19 protein-coding genes are annotated in these 19,070 nt (G+C 72.0%); 6 read left to right on the top strand and 13 right to left on the bottom strand.

What is annotated here, in order from left to right:
- Positions 1–70: 70 nt before the first annotated feature.
- The 7 genes from F563_RS0109205 to F563_RS0109235 all read right to left on the bottom strand — a co-directional run bounded on the left by F563_RS0109205 (position 71) and on the right by F563_RS0109235 (position 7,982).
- Positions 71–1,213, bottom strand: coding sequence for a hypothetical protein (locus F563_RS0109205; RefSeq protein WP_035574996.1), 1,143 nt, complete (start codon positions 1,211–1,213; stop codon positions 71–73).
- Positions 1,213–2,040 (bottom strand): OmpA family protein, encoded by an 828-nt coding sequence (locus F563_RS24780; RefSeq protein ID WP_051089366.1) that lies wholly within the window; start codon positions 2,038–2,040, stop codon positions 1,213–1,215. The genes F563_RS0109205 and F563_RS24780 overlap by 1 nt, the downstream gene beginning before the upstream one ends.
- A gap of 100 nt (positions 2,041–2,140) precedes the next feature.
- Complete coding sequence (locus F563_RS0109215) at positions 2,141–2,923, bottom strand: inositol monophosphatase family protein (RefSeq protein ID WP_019014378.1); 783 nt, start codon at positions 2,921–2,923, stop codon at positions 2,141–2,143.
- A gap of 48 nt (positions 2,924–2,971) precedes the next feature.
- The gene (efp, locus tag F563_RS0109220) at positions 2,972–3,541 is read right to left on the bottom strand and encodes an elongation factor P (RefSeq protein WP_035574986.1); all 570 of its coding nucleotides are present in this window, start codon (positions 3,539–3,541) and stop codon (positions 2,972–2,974) included.
- 40 nt (positions 3,542–3,581) lie between these two features.
- A complete protein-coding gene (locus F563_RS0109225) occupies positions 3,582–4,655 on the bottom strand; it encodes a lysine-2,3-aminomutase-like protein (protein WP_019014380.1) in 1,074 nt (357 codons plus the stop codon).
- Between the two features lie 38 nt (positions 4,656–4,693).
- Complete coding sequence (locus F563_RS0109230) at positions 4,694–6,673, bottom strand: glycosyltransferase (protein WP_019014381.1); 1,980 nt, start codon at positions 6,671–6,673, stop codon at positions 4,694–4,696.
- 16 nt (positions 6,674–6,689) lie between these two features.
- Positions 6,690–7,982 (bottom strand): HlyD family secretion protein, encoded by a 1,293-nt coding sequence (locus F563_RS0109235; protein WP_019014382.1) that lies wholly within the window; start codon positions 7,980–7,982, stop codon positions 6,690–6,692.
- A gap of 87 nt (positions 7,983–8,069) precedes the next feature.
- Here F563_RS0109235 and epmA point away from each other — a divergent pair, with 87 nt between their 5' ends.
- On the top strand, positions 8,070–9,071 hold the full coding sequence (gene epmA / locus F563_RS0109240; protein ID WP_019014383.1) for an EF-P lysine aminoacylase EpmA: 1,002 nt from the start codon (positions 8,070–8,072) through the stop codon (positions 9,069–9,071).
- Between the two features lie 62 nt (positions 9,072–9,133).
- On the opposite strand, the gene F563_RS0109245 is transcribed toward epmA, so the two are convergent.
- Genes F563_RS0109245 through F563_RS0109265 form a run of 5 tightly spaced genes read right to left on the bottom strand, consistent with a single transcriptional unit; the run spans position 9,134 to position 14,796 of the window.
- Positions 9,134–10,612: a tripartite tricarboxylate transporter permease gene (locus tag F563_RS0109245; protein WP_019014384.1), complete on the bottom strand. Its 1,479-nt coding sequence runs from the start codon at positions 10,610–10,612 to the stop codon at positions 9,134–9,136.
- Positions 10,609–11,055 (bottom strand): tripartite tricarboxylate transporter TctB family protein, encoded by a 447-nt coding sequence (locus tag F563_RS23910; protein WP_019014385.1) that lies wholly within the window; start codon positions 11,053–11,055, stop codon positions 10,609–10,611. The genes F563_RS0109245 and F563_RS23910 overlap by 4 nt, the downstream gene beginning before the upstream one ends.
- 6 nt (positions 11,056–11,061) lie before the next feature.
- Positions 11,062–12,057, bottom strand: coding sequence for a tripartite tricarboxylate transporter substrate binding protein (locus tag F563_RS0109255; RefSeq protein ID WP_019014386.1), 996 nt, complete (start codon positions 12,055–12,057; stop codon positions 11,062–11,064).
- Positions 12,058–12,113: 56 nt separating this feature from the next.
- On the bottom strand, positions 12,114–14,402 hold the full coding sequence (locus tag F563_RS0109260) for an NADP-dependent malic enzyme (RefSeq protein ID WP_019014387.1): 2,289 nt from the start codon (positions 14,400–14,402) through the stop codon (positions 12,114–12,116).
- A gap of 25 nt (positions 14,403–14,427) precedes the next feature.
- Positions 14,428–14,796 (bottom strand): winged helix-turn-helix domain-containing protein, encoded by a 369-nt coding sequence (locus F563_RS0109265; protein WP_019014388.1) that lies wholly within the window; start codon positions 14,794–14,796, stop codon positions 14,428–14,430.
- 89 nt (positions 14,797–14,885) lie between these two features.
- On the opposite strand from F563_RS0109265, the gene modA reads away from it, so the two are divergent.
- The 5 genes from modA to F563_RS0109290 all read left to right on the top strand — a co-directional run bounded on the left by modA (position 14,886) and on the right by F563_RS0109290 (position 18,661).
- Positions 14,886–15,662, top strand: coding sequence for a molybdate ABC transporter substrate-binding protein (modA, locus tag F563_RS0109270; protein WP_019014389.1), 777 nt, complete (start codon positions 14,886–14,888; stop codon positions 15,660–15,662).
- 22 nt (positions 15,663–15,684) lie between these two features.
- Positions 15,685–16,353 (top strand): molybdate ABC transporter permease subunit, encoded by a 669-nt coding sequence (gene modB, locus F563_RS0109275; protein WP_019014390.1) that lies wholly within the window; start codon positions 15,685–15,687, stop codon positions 16,351–16,353.
- A complete protein-coding gene (modC, locus tag F563_RS0109280) occupies positions 16,346–17,437 on the top strand; it encodes a molybdenum ABC transporter ATP-binding protein (protein ID WP_019014391.1) in 1,092 nt (363 codons plus the stop codon). Before modB ends, modC begins: the two co-directional genes overlap by 8 nt.
- Positions 17,434–18,222 (top strand): sulfite exporter TauE/SafE family protein, encoded by a 789-nt coding sequence (locus tag F563_RS0109285; protein WP_026299458.1) that lies wholly within the window; start codon positions 17,434–17,436, stop codon positions 18,220–18,222. Before modC ends, F563_RS0109285 begins: the two co-directional genes overlap by 4 nt.
- 61 nt (positions 18,223–18,283) lie before the next feature.
- Complete coding sequence (locus F563_RS0109290) at positions 18,284–18,661, top strand: hypothetical protein (protein WP_019014393.1); 378 nt, start codon at positions 18,284–18,286, stop codon at positions 18,659–18,661.
- 6 nt (positions 18,662–18,667) lie between these two features.
- Here F563_RS0109290 and F563_RS0109295 read toward each other — a convergent pair whose 3' ends face one another.
- Positions 18,668–19,060 (bottom strand): VOC family protein, encoded by a 393-nt coding sequence (locus F563_RS0109295; protein ID WP_019014394.1) that lies wholly within the window; start codon positions 19,058–19,060, stop codon positions 18,668–18,670.
- Between the last annotated feature and the right edge of the window lie 10 nt (positions 19,061–19,070).

Below are 19,070 nucleotides of genomic sequence, written 5' to 3' on the forward strand. Positions count from 1 at the left end.
TACGCCATGCAGGGGGCCCTGCCCCCTGCACCCCCGGCAGGGGCCATTGGCCCCTGCCCCCCAGGACCCTTCATCGCGGCTGGTCCTCCGCGATCGCCGCGATCGTGCGCGCGAGCAGCTTGATCTCGGAGCGGATCTCGTTGGTCGTCTGCGTCCGCCCCTGCATCATCTCCTCGAGCATCCGCGCCATGTAGAGCTCGAGATTGCGGATGTGCCCGCGCGTCGCATCATCCAGCGCGCCCTGCGCCTGCGCATCCGCGAGCCGCGACAGCACCGGCCTCAGCTCGCTCTGCCCCTCGGCGACGCGCAGCAGCAATTGCTGGCTCGCGCGCATCTGATCGGTGAGCTGCCCGAGCCGCTCCGTCAGCCCGATCACCGCCTGATTCGCCGCGATCCGTCCCTCCTCGCCGCGCGCCAGCGTGCGCTGCAACCCTTCAAGGTTCTCGGCCGTCTGCTCCAGCAGCGCCTGGACATAGACCGGCACGGACCCACCCTCGCCTTCCATGCCGCCGATAGCGCCGGATGACAGCCGGGTCTGCTGCGCGAGCAGATCTTCGAGGTCGTTGAAGAAGCGGTTCTGCGCCTGGCCCGCCGTCAGATCGAGAAACCCGAGGACCAGAGCCGCAGCGAGACCGAACAGCGAGGTCGAGAACGCCGTGCCCATGCCCGCGAGCGGCGCCTGCAATCCGCTCTGCAACTGGCCGAACAGCTGCGTGATCTCGCCCGTGCCGATGCTCATCCCGCCGATCACCGCGCCGATCGCGTTGATCGTCAGCAACAGCCCCCAGAACGTGCCGAGCAGGCCGAGGAAGATCAGCAGGCCGACCATGTAGCGGCTGAGCTCGCGGCTCTCGTCGAGCCGGCTCTGGATGCCGTCGAGCAGGCTGCGCATCGCCAAGGCCGAGAGCGTGAAGCGCTCGCGCTTCTCCGACAGCATCGCCGCCATCGGCGCCAAGAGCCGCGGCTGGCCGAGCCCGGCGAGCCCGGGCTTGTTGCGCTTGAAGGTCTCCAGCCACTCCACCTCGCGCGTCAGCGCCGCGACCTGGCGGAAAACGTAGAGGATGCCGATGAACAGCACGCCCAGGATGAGCCCGTTCAGCACCGGGTTGGCCTGGAAGGCGTGGATCAGATGCTCGTGCAGCAGCGCGGCGAGCGCCAGCACCGCAGCAAGGAAACCGAGCATGCGGATCAGGAAGCGCCGCGGGCGAGTGATCATCGGAGAGTTCCTACGAGAACATCGACGCGATCGGGCGGACCGTCGCCGGCATTGAGCCCAAGCGCGCGCACATCGATCCGGGTCGAGCGCACCCCCGCCTCCATCAGCGCGGTGCGGACCGCAAGCGCGCGCGACAGCGACGCCCGCCGCGCGAGGCTGGGATTGGCCGGATCGCCGCCGGCATAGGCGTTGACGGTGAGCCGGGTCGCGTCGCTGTCGGGCAGGGCACCCGCGAGCGCACGCAGTTCGGCGCGCATGGCCTCGGTCAGTTCCTGCGCCTCCGGCGCGAACAGCAGCCGCACCCGCTCGGGCGGCGGGCCCGCCGGGCGCGCGGCGGTGGCGACCGGCGCGGCCGGCCGCGGCGCGGCGACTTCGGCCGGCCGCGTCGGCTCGGGCGCGGCGAGTTGGGCTGGCGGCGCGCGAAGCGGCGCTGCGACCGCGGGCGGGGCCGCAGGCGCAGGCGCGGCGACCACAGGCGGCGGGGCGGGGACGGGTGGCGGCAACGGCAGCGGCGCCGGGGCGGCGAGCGGTGGGATCTCCGCCGGCTCCTCGGGCGGCAGCGGCAGGGGCCGGTCGGGGGCCACCGGGCGCGCAGCCCGCTGCGCCGGCTGCGGGCGCTGTACCGGCCGGCGCTGCGGCGTCGCCTGCGGCACGGTGTCGGGCGCGAGCGGCAGTCCGCCGGCGCGCGGCGCTCCGCCCGGCGCGCGCGGGGCCGGCGGCGGCGGGCCGAGGCTCTCGATCACGTTGCGGTCGACCTGCACCGAGCCGTCACGCGCCTCGGCCGCCGTCGTCACCAGGACGACGACGAAGAGCGCGAGGATCATGCGGGGCAAGCACGCCATGTCGCGGAAATTGCAGGCCTTCCCGTAGGGTGACGACACCTTACGCGATCACGATCCGGCGCACCAACCGCCGGATCGGCCGTCAGCGCCCGGAGGCGCTCCCAGCGGCGACGACGTCGCGCAAGGCCGCGTGCAGATGCGGGTTGGCCGCCACTACGTTGCCCGAGACCAGCGGATCGCCGCCCTGCTCGTCGGTGACGAAGCCGCCCGCCTCGCGCACCATCAGCACGCCGGCGGCGATGTCCCAGGCGTTCAGGTTCAGCTCCCAGAACCCCTCGTAGCGGCCGGCCGCGACCCAGGCGAGATCCAGCGCCGCCGCGCCGAAGCGTCGCACCCCGGCGACCTGCGGCATCAGCCGCTCCAGCGTCGCCGAGAAGGCGCGCTGGGTGGGGATGGTCGCGAAGGGGATGCCGGTGGCGAACACCGCCTCCTTCATCTCGCGCCGGGCCGAGACGCGCAGCCGCCGGTCATTCAGGAACGCGCCCACGCCCTTCTCGGCGACGAACATCTCGGCCTGCGCCGGCGAGTAGATCACGCCCGCGACAATCTCGGTGGTCTTGCCGAGCCGGCGCTCCAGGGCGATCGAGATCGCCCAGTGCGGGATGCCGTGCAGGAAGTTGGTGGTGCCGTCGAGCGGATCGACCACCCAGCGGAACTTCCACTGCTCGGGACCCGACGAGCCGGCCTCCTCCATCAGGAAGGCGAACTCGGGCCGGCCCTTGCCCAGCTCGGCCTTCAGCGTCTCCTCGGCGCGCAGATCGGCCTGGCTGACGAAGTCCGACGGCCCCTTCACCGAGACCTGCAGCTGCTCGACCTCGCCGAAGTCCCGCAACAGGCGCTTCGCGGCCTTCTGGGCCGCCGCCATCATCGTGTTGACGGCGGGGGAGAATCGCGGCGGGGCCACGGAGCCTGATCAGCCCTTGGCGCGTTCGACGTAGGAGGCGTCCTCGGTGCGCACGACGATGCGGTCGCCCGCCTCGACGAAGGGCGGCACCATGGTCTTCACGCCGTTCGACAGCACCGCGGGCTTGTAGGACGAGGACGCGGTCTGGCCCTTCACCACCGGGTCGGCCTGGGCGACCTCCAGCGTCACGGTCTGCGGCAGGTGGATCGCCACCGGCTCGCCCTCGACCAGATCGACCGTCAGCGTCATGCCCTCCTGGAGGAACTGGCGCGCCTCGCCGCAGAGCCCGGCATCGACCTCGATCTGCTCGAAGCTCTCCTTGTCCATCAGCGTCAGCCGGTCGCCCTCCGCGAACAGGAAGTCGTATTCCTTCTCCTCGGTCATCAGCCGCTCGACCGTATCGACGGTGCGCCAGCGTTCGTCCTTCTTCGCACCCGTGCGCAGGTTGCGCATCTCGACCTGGATCACGGCCGCACCCTTGCCGGGGGTGTTGATCTGGCTCTTGAGCACGGTCCAGCGCTGGCCCTCGTGCTCGATCACGTGGCCGGGGCGCATCTGGTTGGCCTGCATTTTGGGCATGGCGTGGTGTCCGTCGGGGCGTGTGGGGGCGGGCGGGGTGTTACCGGCTTTCGCCGGGAGCGGCAACCGGGGGCGGGTAGGCGTGCGCCGCACCCCAGGGATCGGTCGCGATCCAGTCCTCGCCCGCGCGCGCGACATGGCTCTCGCCCGCCGGCACCTTGCCGCGCCCGCCCGGGATGTCGAGGATCAGGGTGGGGATCGCGTGGCCGGGCAGCCGGCCGCGCAGTGCCCGGTGCAGCGCGCGGGCGCGCTCCATCGGCACGCGGAAACGCGCGGTGCCCGGGGCGAAATCCAGCATGTGCAGGTAGTGCGGCTTCACGCGCGCGGCGATCAGCGCACGACAGAGCGCCTCCAGCGCCGCCTCGCTGTCGTTCACGCCGGCCAGCAGCACGGACTGCGACAGCAGCGGGATGCCGCGCGCCACCAGCCGGGCGAGCGCCGCGCGCGCCGCGGGCGACACTTCGCGCGCGTGGTTCACATGCACGGCGACCCAGAGCGCCTTGTCGGTGGCGAGCGCCTCGGTCAGCGCCTCCGTGATCAGCGAGGGCTCAGCGACCGGCACGCGGGTATGGATGCGCAGGCTCTCGACATGCGGGATCGCGTCGAGCGCGGCGAGGATCGCCCGCAGGCGCCGGGGCGAGAGCATCAGCGGATCGCCGCCTGTCAGGATCACCTCGCGGATGGCAGGCCGGGCTGCGATGTAGCCAAGTGCGTCCGCCAGCTCCGCCTCGGTCAGCACCCCGCCATCGGGGCCGACCTGCTCGCGGCGGAAGCAGAAGCGGCAATAGACCGGACAGGCGAGCAGCGGCTTCAGCAGCGCCCGGTCTGGGTAGCGGTGGACGATCCCCTTCACCGGGCTCAGCGCCTCGTCGGCGATCGGGTCGGGGTGCTCGTCAGCAGCGGTGACGCGCTCATCGGGATGCGGAACGTACTGCGCCGCGATCGGGTCGGCAGGGTCGGCGGGGTCCATCAGTGCCGCGACCGCCGGCGTCACCGCGACCGCGTAGCGCGCGGCGACCGCCTCCAGCGCGGCACGGTCGGAGGCGCGCGCGAGCCCGGCGGCGATCAGGCCGGGGATGTCGCGGAGGGTACGGGCGGGGGTGCCGTCGGGCATGGCGGCCGTGTAGAGCGATGCCGCCGCCCGGGCAATCGTCAGGCCGGCTTCGGCGCCGGCAGCAGCAGCCGCGCGAGCAGCACCATCATCGGGGACTCGTGCGGCGCCGGCGCCGTCACCGGCTCATGCGCCTCGGAGAACAGGCGCCGGATCAGCGCCTCCCGCGCCGCCTCATCGGGCGCGTCGAAGCGCAGCGCGACCCCCGCGGGTCGAACGCCGACCACAGTCGCAGGGATGGGCTGCACGCCGGCGATCTCGACCGTGACCCGGGCCCCCGGGGCGATGCTGCCAGGATCATCGAGACGCAGCAGTGCCCCGGTGAGGCTGAGATCCGCCAGCGCGCCCGCGCGCCGATCATCGCCGAGCGCGATCGCGGCGGGCTCGTTGCCCATCGCGAACCGCTCCTGCTCGCGCTGCGGCGGGCGGCTGATCGCGAGCACGGCGACCAGCAGGAGGACGACCGCATTCGCGACCGACCAGCCCGCCACCACCGGGATGAGGGCCGACCGCTCGACGATCCGCCACCCAGGCACCGCGTTCAGCGCCAAGCCGAGTGTGGTGGCGAGGATCAGCGTGCCTGCGCCGCCGACGATCAGCCGGTCGTGACTGCCGCCGTGCGCAGCGCGGCCCTTGGGTGTCACACGGAACGCATGACCGTGCGGCTTGACCAGCGTCACCAGCACCGCCGGCAGCAGGCGGAAGGCCGAGAACGCGCTCAGCACCACGGCCGCGAGCGGGTGATAGGCGCCACGCGACAGGATCTGCAGCGACCCCATGTAACCGATCACCACAGGGAGCTGATACATGAGGACCTCGGGCACGCCGACATTCGCGATCGGCACGATCCCGGTCAGCATGAACAGCACCGGCGCGAGCAACGATCCCGCGTGCACGAGGCTGCCGGTCAGCCAATGCGTCGGCAGGAAGAACAGACGGTGGATCAACCGCAAGCCCGGTCCGAGCGGTCCCGCGCGCAGATAGAGGATCTGGATCGCGCCCCGCGCCCAGCGCGCGCGCTGGACGAAGAACGCATCGGTCGATTCCGGGGCGAGGCCGAGCGCCAGTGTCTCGTTGACGTAGCGCGTGACGTAGCCCTTGCGGAGCATCACCAGCGTCAGCAGCATGTCCTCGGTGATCGAGCCGGTGGGAAGCCGCCCGCCGACCTCGGCGAGAGCCGCCCGCCGGATCACGCCGTTCGAGCCGCAGCAGAATGCGGCGTCCCAGGCATCGCGCGCCGGCATGATGACGTCGAAGAACAGCCGCTGATCGTCGGGCAGGACGCGATGCACCGAGAGGTTCTGCTGCATCGGATCGGGGTTGAAGAAGCGGTGCGGCGCCTGGACGATGCCGACGCGGGGATCCTCGAAGAACCCCATGGTGCGGCGGAGGAAGTTCGCGCGCGGGGCGAAATCGGCGTCCAGCACCAGCACGAAGGGCGCGTCGGTGCGCGCGAGCGCGGCGTTGATGTTGCCCGCCTTGGCGCCGCGATTGTCCGGCCGCGTCAGATAGCCGACGCCCTTGCGCGCGCACCAGTCGCGCAGCCAATCCCGCCGCCCGTCATCCAGCACCCAGATGCGCAGTGCCGGCCAGTCGAGCGCGCAGGCGGCGATGATGGTGCGTTCCAGCACCTCGAGCGATTCGTTATAGGTGGCGATGAACACATCGACCGCCGGCAGCGAGGCTTGATCCGCGGCCACGAGGCGGCGTTCGTGCCGATCGGCCTCGGCGCGGTTGTCGCGCCGTCGCGTCAGCAGCAGCAGCAGGATCATGCCGTCGGCCAGCGCGAGCAGCTCGACGGCGAAGAAGGCGAGGATGAACACGCGGTCGAGCGCGGTGATCCCCGGCCCGTCGAGCGTGGTCGTCCAGCGCCAGTCCAGGTAGTGCGCGACGATCAGCGCGATCGCGGCGGGCAGCACGAGCCGGGCGAGCCGGTCGCTGCCCGCGCCCTTGACCAGGAACAGCAGGCCGATCAGCGCGAGCAGCGGCCAGAACGCCTCGCGCGGGATGTCGAGGATCATCGGCGCGGGAACGGCGTTACGGCGTCTCGGCGCGTGCCGAGACGCCGAGACGGGCGGCAAGATCGACGGCCCAGCCGGCCGCATCGCGCAGCAAACGCGCGATGCCGGCTTCGAAGGGGCTGAGGTCGATCGGGAAGCTGACCTCAGCCAGCCGGCCGATGCCGCAGAACGCGCCCTCGCTCTCGGGCGCGATCAGGCGTGCGGCGTCCTGCGGCAGCGCGACTTCCACCGTGAGCCGCGCACCATGCTCGGAGGGACGCTCGGCCGCGAGCAAGGTCTTGCGGCTGCGCGCGCCGGCGCCGCGGATCGACCGGACCGTCCCCTCGAGCTCGACCCCGCCGCGTAGACGGACCCGCGCCGTGTCTCCGACGTGCAGCGCACCGAAGGCCGTGTCGGGCAACGCCACCTCGACGAACAGATCATCGCAGCGCACCAGATCGAGCAGCACCTCGCCCGGCTTCACCGGTGCGCCGGGAGTGGCGTGGCGCTCCCACACGATTGCGGCATGCGCGAGCGACAGGTCGTAGCGGTCACGGTCGAGCCGCGCCGCCTCCTCCGCCGCCAGCGCCGCCGCCAGCGCGGCCTCGCGCGCGCGTGCCTCGGCGAGCCGGTCGGTCAACGCCTGGCGCTGGAGCATCACCCGGTCGCGCTGCTGCACGCTGTAGGGCACGTCGTTGTGGCCGTCGCGCAGATGTACGCCGGCGAGCACGGCGCGGTGCTCGACATCCAGCCGGACGAGCCGGGCGGCGAGCGCCTCGGCGTTGGCCTGGGCCTGGCGCAGCGCCGCTTCGGCGGCCTCCACGCGGACCTGGGCGACATGACGCGCGGCGCGTAGGGCCTGCACATGCTCGAGCTCGGCGCGCGCCTGGGCGACCGCGGCCTGCGCGCCGGCCTGCTGGGCGCGCGTCTCGGCGATCTCGGCGGCGAGCTTTTCGCGCGTCGCCTCGACATAGAGGGCGGCGCGCCGGGCGAGCTCGGCATCGTGGGTGTCGAGCTGGGCAAGGCCCTCGCGCGCCTCGGCGATCTGGGCGCGGGCGAGGGCCAGATCATGCGCGAGGCGGTGGCGTTCGCGATCCTCCGCCACCAGACGGCGCACCACTGGTCGCACGCCACCGGCGGCGAGTGTGACGCCGGGTCCCGGCAGCTGCTCGTCCGCCACGCCGTCGATCGGCGCGACGATGCGGATCACCTCGCTGTTCACCACGGCCGCGGTGGAGATCCGGTTCGAGAGATGGGGCGCGAAAGCGTACCCGGCGGCGCCGAGCAGGCCCACGCCGAGGAGAACACGACTGAAGCGACGGGTGAGCATGGGCCCTCCCTGATCGATGGGGCCTCAGACATGCGATGTTGTGGTTAAGGTTGCGTTGATACACCTGTGCCCCGAGGGAGCCCCAGCATGTCGCCTCCGTGGCATCCCGAGCGTCTCGCCGCGCGCCTGCCGTTCCTGCGCCGGCGTGCGCGGCTGCGCGCCGAGGTGGCGGCGTTCCTCGCCGCGCGCGGCTACACCGAGGTCGAGACGCCGGTCTTGCAGCCGTGCCCGGGGATGGAGCCGAACCTCGATCCGTTCGCGACACGTTACGCGGCAAAGCTCGGGGCGGAGACGCGGGCGCTGTTTCTCCAGTTCAGCCCGGAATTCGCGATGAAGAAGCTGCTGGCGGGCGGCGCGGGGCCGATCTTCCAGTTCGCGCGCGTCTTCCGCAACGGCGAGGCCGGGCCGCAGCACCAGCCCGAGTTCACCATGCTGGAGTGGTATCGGCCCGGGCTCGATCTCGCCGGTCTGATGGATGAGACCGAGGCGCTGATCCGCGCCGTGTGTCCGGAAGGGCTGCGGCGCGGCGGTGCGGTGGTGCCGACCGACCGGCCCTTCGCGCGGATCACGGTGGCGGAGGCGTTCGCGCGGTTCGTCGGTGTCGATGTGCTGGCGCGTGCCGGGGATGCGGCGGCGCTGGCGGCAGCTTCGGGCGTGGCGCTGCGTACAGGTGAGACGTGGCAGGACCTCTTCTTCCGTCTGCTGCTCGAGCGGGTGGAGCCGGCGATCGGACACGAGGCGCCGGCGTTCCTGACCCATTGGCCTGCGTCGGAGGCGGCGCTGTCGCGGCGCGATCCGTTTGACCCGCGGGTGGCGTTGCGGTTCGAGCTGTTCGCGGCCGGTGTGGAACTCGCGAACGCCTATGAGGAGCTGACGGATGCGGCCGAGCAGCGCGCGCGGTTCGCGGCGTGGCGCGCCGAGCGTCTTGCGGCGACCGGCGAGGATCGCGTTCCGGACGAGGACTTCCTTGCCGCGTTGGCGTTCGGGCTGCCGGCCTGCGCCGGGATCGCGCTGGGGTTCGACCGCCTGGCGATGCTGGCCTCGGACGCGCGGACGATCGAGGACGTGCTTTGGCTGCCTGTGGTGTAGATGGGAGCGGGGTGCAGGGGGAAAATGGATCCCAACGGAGGGCTGCGCCGGCGATCGGCCGGTTAGGCAGGCCCTTTCCCCCTGGAGAACGATCGGAGAACGATCAGAACAATGGCCGCAACGAGGATGAGAGAGATCGTGCTTCCGGCCGCCTCGATGGCCGCCGCGAGCACATCGTCCCCCGCGGCGATCACGGTCCGCCGCCAGGACGCGTCCATCAGCGGCCCGAGAATCATGCCGAGGATGATCGGCCCGGGCTGGAACCCGTAGAGCCTCAGCCCGTAGCCCGTGATGCCGAACCCCAGCATCCACCAGACATCGGTGAGGCTGTTGCGGATCGCGAACGTCCCGACCACGCAGAGCACGAGGATCAGCGGCACCAGCACCGCGCGCGGCACCTCGGCGATGCGGGCGAAGGCGCGCGCGCCGGCAAGCCCGAACGCCAGCAGGGCGAGGTTCGCCAGCAGCAGGTTGCCGACCGTGAACCAGAACAGGTGCGGCGTCTCGATCATCAGCATCGGCCCGGGCTTCAGCCCGTGCACGAACAGCGCGCCGATCAGCACCGCGGTGACGGCATCGCCGGGGATGCCGAGGGTCAGCATCGGCACATAGGCGCCGCCGACCGCGGCGTTGTTGGCGGCCTCGGGCGCGATCACGCCCTCCTCGGCGCCGCTGCCGAACGGATGCGCGGGCGCGCGTGTCGAGCGGCGTGCGTGGTCGTAGGCCATCAGCGCGGCGATGTCGCCACCCGTTCCGGGCAGCGCGCCGATCACCACGCCGATGCCGGATGACCGCAGTGCCAGCGGCAGGTGCCGCAGCAGGGTCGCGCATGGCGGGACGATGCGGCCGATGCGCTGACGGATCGGCTCGGCGTCGGGCAGGCGGAGCTGCGACAGCGCCTCGGCCACGCCGAAGAAGCCGATCATCGCCGCGATGTAGGGAATCCCGCCGAGCAGCTCGACCGAGCCGTAGGTGAAGCGCGGCTCGGCCGTCATCGGGTCGAGGCCGACCAGGCCGAGCGTGACGCCGAGCCCGGCGGCGAACAGGCCCTTCGCGAGCGACTCGCCCGACAGGCTGCCCACCAGCAGCAGGCCGAGCACGGCCAGCAGCAGGTAGTCGCGCGGGGCGAACAGGATCGCGACCTCGGCGATCGCCGGCGCGCCGAGCGCGAGGGCGGCGACCCCGATCAGCCCGCCGAGGAACGAGGCCAGCGTCGTGAGCCCGATCGCCGCCCCCGCCTCGCCGCGCTGCGCCATCGGGTAGCCGTCGAGCGCGGTCGCGATCGCCGCCGGCCCGCCGGGGATGTTCAGCAGGATCGCGCTGCGCGATCCGCCATAGACGCCGCCGGTGAACACGCCCGCCATCAGCGCGAGCGCCGGTTCGAGCGGCCAGGCGAAGGTGAACGAGACCAGGATCGACACCGCCATCGTCACCGACAGGCCGGGGATCGCGCCGATCCAGATCCCGGCAAGGGTGCCGAGCGCGGTCGCGGCGAACAGCACCGGATCGAGCCACGACATCAGGACGTGCTCGGGCGTCATCGCCAGAGCGTGCCCTCGGGCAGCAGCACGGTGAAGGCAAGGCGGAAGACGACGTGCACGGCGCCGACCGCGAGGGCGGCGATCAGCGCGGCGCGCAGCGTGCCGTGGCCGCGCAGCACCCGGATCGTGATCGCGAGAAACGCGAAGGCCGCAAGGTGGAAGCCCACGAGCGGCATCGCGGCGGCGAAGACGACCAGCAGCGCCATCACCGCGGCCACGCGCGCCGGCAGCATCGGCAGCGCGTCCGCGGCGAATCGAGGGGCGAGCGCGATCGCCGCCGCCGACCCCGCCATCACCGCGCCGGCGAGCAGCGGGAAGGCGCCGGATGCGGAGGGCGAGGCGAGCCCGTCGAGCCGCCACCCCTCCGCGACCACGACGGCGGCCGCGGCGAGCAGCAGGACGGCGAGAAGCCGCTCGCCCGGCCGTACGCTCCGCTCAGCCACGCGGCGTCACGGGCGTGGGATGCCGAACTCCTCGGGCGAGCGCCGCGCCGCGCCGGCCTCCTGCAACAGCCAGGACGTGACCGACTGCCAGCGCTTCAGGAACGCATCGGCCTCGTCGCCCGAGATGTTCATCAAGATGTTGCCGTTGCGCGCCATCAGCTCGACGAAGGCGGGGTTGGCCGCTCCCGTGCGGAAGGCCTCGACCAGACGCGCGCGTACCGGTGCCGGTGTGTCGCGCTTCACCCACACGCCGTAGAACGGTCCCCAGGGAAGGTAGCGCGCGAAGCCCGGGAAGTCGGCGGTCACCGGCGCGACCTCGGGCAGCGTCGGCACCGGCTCGGGGTTGACCACCGCGATCGGCTTCACGCGGCCTGCGCGGATGTGCTCGGCGGCCGCCGCGACGCCGACCGGCATGAAGTCGACATGCCCGCCCTGGAGCGCGGTGAGGCCGGGACCCTCGCCGTCGAACGGCACGGCGATCACGCGCACGGGCGTGACGGCGTTCAGCATCGCGCCGATCACGTGCGGCAGGCCGCCCGGGCCGGTGGCCCCCATGCGCACGCGGCCGGGATTGGCGGTGATGTCGTCCACCAGCGCCTTCAGGCTCGTCCACGGCTTGCTCGTGTTGGCGACGATCACGCCGACACCGCGCGCGATCACATTCACCGGGAAGAAGTCGGCGTAGTCGATCTGCGCCAGCCCCAGCACCTTGTGGAGCTGCGGGTTCTCGGCGCCGTAGAGCAGCGTCAGGCCATCCGCAGGGGCGGCGTGCACGGCCTGGGTCGCGATCGCGCCCACGCCGCCGGGCCGGTTCTGCAGCACGATCTTCGCGCCGAGCGCGGCCTCGACATGCGGCGTGAGCGCGCGCGCGACCACATCCGTGGCACCGCCCGCGCCCCACATGATGATCCCCGTGAGGTCGCGCGGCGGCCAGGGCTGCGCGAGCGCGGGTCGGGCAAGGGCGGCGGCGGCGAGCGCGCCGAGCGTGCGACGTGTCAGCATTGGTGCTTCCCCCATGGTCGAGACATCGGCCCAGGGCCGGACCGGATCGCCCTCGTCTATCGCGCGAGGCTCTGATAGGCGGCAAGCCCGGCCATCAGAACGATCGTGCTGGAGGGCGCATCGAGCGGCACGATCTGTACCGGCCGGGCGAGGCCTTGCAGGATCGGCCCGATCACGGTGGCCGAGGAGAGCCGCGGCAAGGCCTTGGTCAGGATGTGCGCCGCGTGCAGCCCGGGCATCACCAGCACGTTCGCCGGGCCCGTCAGGCGGCAGAACGGGTAGAGGCCCTGCAGCGCCGGATCGAGGGCGACATCGGCCGCCATCTCACCATCATACTCGAAGTCCTGGCCGCGCTGATCGAGCAGTGCGACCGCCTCGCGGATGCTTTCCGGGATCGAGCCCTTCGGGTCGCCGAAGGTGGAGAAGGACAGGAAGGCGACGCGCGGCTCGCGCCCCATCCTGCGTGCCGCGGCGGCGGTCGCCTTGGCGATCGCCGCGAGCTGGGCAGCGTCCGGACGCTCGTGGATCGCGGTGTCGGCCACCAGCACCGTGCCCTGGCTGGTCAGCAGGAGCGAGACGCCGAAGAGCAGATGGCCCGGCGCCGGATCGATCGCGAGCCGCACCCCCTCCAGACTGACCGCATAGGAGCGTGACAGGCCGGTCACCATCGCATCCGCATCGCCGCAGGCGACCATGCAGGCGGCGAAGACGTTGCGGTCCTGGTTGACGAGTCGCTGGCAGTCGCGGAACAGGAAGCCGCGACGCTGCTGCCGCGCATAGAGGTAGTCGGCGTATTTCCGGTTCGCGCCCGAGAGCCGCGCGTTGTGCACCTCGATGCCGTCCGACCCGTTGATGCCGAGCGCGCGCAGCGTGTCGAGCACGCGCTCCTCGCGCCCGATCAGCACGGGCGTGCCATAGCCCGCGTTGCGGTAGGCGATGGCGGCGCGGATGGTCTTCTCCTCCTCGCCCTCGGCGAACACCACGCGGCGGGGATTGGCGCGCACCGCCTCCAGGATCGCATCGAGCGTCGCCCCGGTGGGGTCGAGCTTGGCGGTGAGATCGCGCGCATAGCGGCGGAGATCGCTGATCGGCTTGCGCGCCACGCCGCTGTCCATCGCCGCCTTGGCGACCGCCGGCGGCACGCGGCTGATCAGGCGCGGATCGAACGGCAGCGGCAGGATGTAGTCGGGGCCGTATTTCAGCCGCTTGCCGCCGGCGGCGGAGGCGGCGTCGAGCTCGTCCGGCACGTCCTCGCGCGCCAGCGCCGCGAGCGCTTCGGCAGCCGCGATCTTCATCGGCTCGTTGATGGTTGACGCACGCACATCCAACGCGCCGCGGAAGATGTAGGGGAAGCCGAGCACGTTGTTGACCTGGTTCGGATAGTCCGACCTCCCGGTGGCGACGATCGCATCCGCACGCGCCTCGCGCGCCTCCTCGGGCGTGATCTCGGGGTCGGGGTTGGCCATGGCGAAGATGATCGGGCTCTTGGCCATGGAGCGGACCATCGCCTGGGTCACCGCCCCGGCCTGGGAGAGGCCGAAGAACGCGTCCGCCCCCTCCAGCGCCTCGGCCAGCGTGCGGGTCTTGGTCTCCGCCGCATGCGCCGACTTCCATTGGTTCATGCCCTCGGTGCGGCCCTTGTAGATGACCCCCTTGGTGTCGCAGAGCAGCACGTTGTTGGGCCGCATCCCCATGGCCTTCAGCAGTTCCGCGCAGGCGATGCCGGCCGAGCCTGCGCCGTTGATCACCAGCGTCATCTCGGCGAGCGAGCGGCCGGTCAGGTGGGCGGCGTTGATCAGCCCGGCGGCGGCGACGATCGCGGTGCCGTGCTGGTCGTCGTGGAACACCGGGATGTCCATCAGCTCGCGCAGGCGCTGCTCGATGATGAAGCACTCCGGCGCCTTGATGTCCTCGAGGTTGATGCCGCCGAAGGAGGGGCCGAGATAGCGCACCGCGTTGACGAAGGCGTCCACATCCTCGGTGTCGATGCAGAGATCGATCGAGTCGACATCGGCGAAGCGCTTGAACAGCACCGCCTTGCCTTCCATCACCGGCTTGCCGGCGAGCGCGCCGAGATTGCCGAGGCCCAGCACCGCGGTGCCGTTCGAGATCACCGCCACCATGTTCCCCTTGGCGGTGTAGTCGTAGGCCAGCGACGGGTTCTTCGCGATGTGCTGGCAGGGCACCGCGACGCCGGGCGAATAGGCGAGGCTGAGATCGCGCGCGGTGGTCAGCGGCTTGGTCAGCCGGACCTCCAGCTTGCCCGGCCGGCCCATGGCGTGCAGTTGCAGCGCCTCCTCGGCCGTGACCTTGGTCGAGCGACCGCCCTCGATGCTGCCTTCCATCGTTTCCTCCGCGTTCGGCCGGGGATTATGGACGCGGCTTCGGCTCCCGCGCCAGCCGGGCGATCGCGCGGGCGTGCGGGGCGGCCGCCAGCTCGGCGTCGCGTTGCAGCGACCGATACGCCGCCAGCACGGCCTCGCCCTCCGCCGTCAGCCGTGCCCCGCCCGCGCCCTTGCCGCCGCGCGCGGAGATCACCAGCGGCTCGCGGAAGCAGCCGTTCATGGTCTCGACCAGCAGCCAGGCACGCTTGTAGCTCATGCCCATGCGCCGTGCGGCGGCAGCGATCGAGCCGGTCTCGGCGATGCCCGCGAGCAGGTCGGCCTTGCCCGGCCCGATCGCGATGTCCGGGCCGAGTTCGAGGCGCAGGAACAGCCGGAGCGGTGCGGCGCGCGGCATGACGCATCGGACCACGAAAAGGGCGGGTTGCCAAATCGGTCCATCCGGAAATATTGTTTGTTGTTCATATTAGCAGGGGAGACGACGCGATGCCGAGCCTGTCCCGCCGTGGCGCCCTTGCAGCGCTTCTGTCCGCCCTGCCGGCGGTGGCGCTCGGCCAGGACGCGCCGACGATCGCGGGGGCGGCCGACCTCAAATTCGCGCTCGAGGAGATCGCGGCGAAGTTCGAGGCCGAGGGCCATGGCCGGGTCCGGCTGTCGATGGGTTCGTCCGGCAACATCACGCGCCAGATCGAGCAGGGCGCGCCGTATCAGATGTTCCTCTCGGCCGATGAGGGTTTCGTGTTCCGCCTCGCCGATCGTGGGCTGACGCGCGATCGCGGCGACCTCTACGCGATCGGGCGGATCGTCATCTTCATCCCGCCCAACTCGGACCTGCAACCCGACGGCACGCTCGCCAACCTCCGCGAGGCGATCCAGGGGAACCGGCTGCGGCGCTTCGCGATCGCCAATCCCGAGCACGCACCCTACGGTTTGGCGGCGATGCAGGCCCTCCAGCGCCAGGGGCTCTGGGAGGCGGTCAGGCCTGCGCTGATCCTGGGCGAGAATGTCTCGCAGGCGGCACAGTTTGCCACCACCGGCAACAGCCAGGGCGGCATCATCGCCTACTCGCTCGCCCTTGCCCCGGCGATGCAGCCGCTCGGCCGATTCGCGCTGATTCCCGAGGAGTGGCACGAGCCGTTGCGCCAGCGCATGGTGCTCATGCGCAACGCCGGGCCGGTCGCCGAGCGCTTCTACGCCTACATGCAGGAGAGGCCGGCCCGCGAGATCATGGTGCGCTACGGCTTCGTGCTGCCCGGCGAGTGAGAACGACCGGGCGCCCCCACGCATGGACTGGGAAGCCTTTCTCCTCTCGATCGAGCTCGGCATCGCGACCGTGCTCTTCCTCACCCCGATCGCGCTCTGGGCGGGCCGCGCCCTCGCCTATCGCGAGTTCCGGGGCAAGGGCTTCGTCGAGGCGCTGGTGGCACTTCCCCTCCTGCTGCCGCCGACCGTGGTCGGGTTCTACCTGCTGGTCGCGTTCGGCCGGCACTCCCCGCTCGGCCAGGCGATCGAGGCGCTCACCGGCCAGCTGCTGGCCTTCTCCTTCGAGGGGCTGGTGATCGCCTCGATTCTCGTCAACATCCCCTTCGCGTTCCAGCCCGTGCAGCGCGCCTTCGAGGCGATCGAGCCCTCGGTCCGCGAGGCGGGCGCGGTCTCGGGGCTGACGCCATGGCAGGTGTTCCGGCGCATCGAGTTGCCGCTCGCCTGGCCGGGGATCGTCACCGGCCTCGTGCTGACCTTCGCGCACACGCTCGGCGAGTTCGGCGTGGTCCTGATGGTGGGCGGATCGATCCCGGGCGAGACCAAGACGATCGCGATCGCGATCTACGACCGGGTGCAGGCCTTCGACGACCGCTCGGCCAACATCATGGCGGCGACGCTGCTCGTGCTGTCGATCGCGGCCCTCGGCATCACGAATACGCTCTCGCGTCGGATCGGACGTCGCCGTGGCTGACGCGGTGCTCTCCGCGGCGCTCCGCCAGGACGCGCCGATCCCGCTCGATCTCGCCTTCGACCTGCGACCGGGCGAGGTGACCGCGCTGTTCGGCGCCTCGGGATCGGGCAAGACCACCGTGCTGCGCTGCCTCGCCGGGCTCTATCGCCCGCGCGCCGGGCGGATCCGCTGCAACGGCGCGGCCTGGTTCGACAGCGATGCCGATCTCTGGGTGCCGCCGCATCGCCGCCGGGTCGGGCTGGTGTTCCAGGACTACGCCCTGTTCCCGCACATGACCGCCGAGGCGAACGTCGCCGCGGCCCTCGGCCATCTGCCCAAGGATCAGCGCCCGGCCCGCGCGCGCGAACTCCTTTCGCTCGTGCATCTCGAGGCGTTCGCCGCGCGCCGCCCGGCCGAGCTCTCGGGCGGCCAGCGCCAGCGCGTTGCGGTCGCGCGCGCGCTCGCGCGCGACCCCGAGGTGCTGCTGCTCGACGAGCCGTTCAGCGCGCTCGACCGGGCCGTGCGCGTTGCCCTCTACGCCGAGATCGAGGCGCTGCGGGCGCGCCTCGCCTGCCCGATCGTGCTGGTGACCCATGACTTCGAGGAGGTCGCCCGGCTCGCCGACCGCGTGCTGGTGCTGGAGACGGGGCGGATCGTCGCCGAGGGCGATGTCGGCACGATCTCGGCGCGCGCGGACCTGCCGATCATCGCGGCTGCTGCCGAAGCCGGCAGCGTGCTGGACGCGACCCTGGTCGCGACCCTGCCCGACCGCCGCCTCTCGGTGCTCGACACCCCGGCCGGCCAGGTGCTCGCCCCCGTGATCGAGGCCGCGCCGGGCACGCGGCTCCGGGTGCGCATCCCCGCGCGCGACGTGATCCTCGCCGATCGGGTGCCGGAGGGGCTGTCCGTGCACAACGCATTGGCCGGGACGATCGACACGATCGATCCGCGCCCGGCCGGATTGGCGGATGTGGTCGTGGTGCTCGGCGCGGCGCGCCTGCGCGCGCATGTCACCGAGGATGCCGTGATGCGCATGGGCCTCGCCCCCGGCCGGCCCGTTGTCGCGCTGGTGAAGTCGGTCGCCGTCACGCGGCCGGGCGCATGAGAAGCCCCGCCGAAGCGGCCGCCTGGGGCGTGCCGGTCGGGCTGCTCGGCGGGGTGATCGGGCTCGGCGGCGGCGAGTTCCGCATCCCCGTGCTGCTGCGCCGCTTCGGCCTGGCGCCCGGTCAGGTGGTGCCGCTCAACTCGGTGATCAGCATCGTCACACTGATCGCCTCCTTCGCCTTCCGCGCCGGCAGCCTGAGTCTTGCACCGCTCGGGCCGCATCTGGTCGACATCGCCGCTTTGACCGCAGGCGGGCTGATCGCCGCCCTCGCCGGCGCCGGGCTGGTGGCGCGGCTGTCGGACCACCGGCTGCACCACGCGATCGTGATCCTGCTGGTCGGGATCGGGCTCCTGCTGATCGCCGAGGGGTTCGCCGGCGAGGCCTTCCGGCTCGACCTCCTGCCCGACGCGGCCCTGCCGCGCGCCGCCGTGGGGATCGCGCTCGGCGCCGTGATCGGGCTGGTCGCGACCCTGCTCGGCGTGGCGGGTGGCGAGTTGCTGATCCCCACCCTCGTGTTCATCCACGGGCTGGACGTGAAGCCGGCCGGCAGTGCCAGCGTCGCCATCTCGATCGTGATCGTCGCCGCGGCGCTGATCCGCTACGCGCGGCTCGGCCGGCTGCCGCCGCGCGACCAGACCAGCGGCATCGCCGTGCCGATGGGGCTTGGCAGCGTCGCCGGTGCCGCCCTTGGCGCGGTGCTGGCGGCGGCCGCGCCGTCCGATGCCCTCAAGATCGCGCTGGGGTTCGTGCTGCTCGCCGCCGCCGTGGTCTCGGCACGCCGCTGATCTTCACGCCTCGGCAACCACACGGTCGTATCATCGCCGCACCACGATGCGGGGAGGTCGCATGCCCATCAGCGAGTACCGCGAGATTCGCTTCGACGCAGCGGCCCTGCGCGCGGCGTTGCAGGTCCGGCTGATCGAGATGAACAGCCGCCAGGGCGAGGCGCCGCCACCCGCCGGCACCGTGGTCGCGGCGACCGTCACATGCGCCGACCCGGTGCAGCTCTCGGTGGAGATCGCCTCGCCCGAGGGGGCGCAGCGCGGCCAGGTCGTGATGGAGGCGGTGGAGGTCGCGGCCGCGCTGATCCGTGCCTGCATGCAGCGCGGCATCCGCCTGCCGCGCCAGGGTGCGAAGTCGGTACGGGCGACACAGGCGGGGGTCGCGCTGGTGGTCACGATCGCGCACGCCGACACCCAAGCCGCGCGCAGCCGCGCCGCCTGAAGGAGCTCAGCCGACGGAGAACGTCAGTTCGATCCGCTGCCCGAGCGGGTCGGTCAGGAAGATCTGGTGCAGCGGGAACCCGGGCACGGGCGCCTCCTCGTAGCCGATCCGTGCCGCATCGAGCCGGGCGCGCGCGGCCTCCAGCCCCTCGGCGGTGAACGCGACGTGGTCGAACCCGGCCCCGCCACGCGCCGGCGCCTTGGTGCCGGGCGCGATGGATGTCCGGCCGGCGAGATGCACCACCGGCCGCCCGTCGAGATAGAGCCAGTGGCCGGGGAAGGAAAAATCCGGGCGCCTGCCCTCGGTCAACCCCAGCGCCGCGACGTAGAAGTCGCGCAAGGCGCCGAGATCGGCCGGCGCGCAGTTGATCGTGACGTGGTTCATGCCGGCAAGCTGCATCGCGATCCTC

The organism is Elioraea tepidiphila DSM 17972 (assembly GCF_000378465.1).
Taxonomy (GTDB): Bacteria; Pseudomonadota; Alphaproteobacteria; order Acetobacterales; family Acetobacteraceae; genus Elioraea; species Elioraea tepidiphila.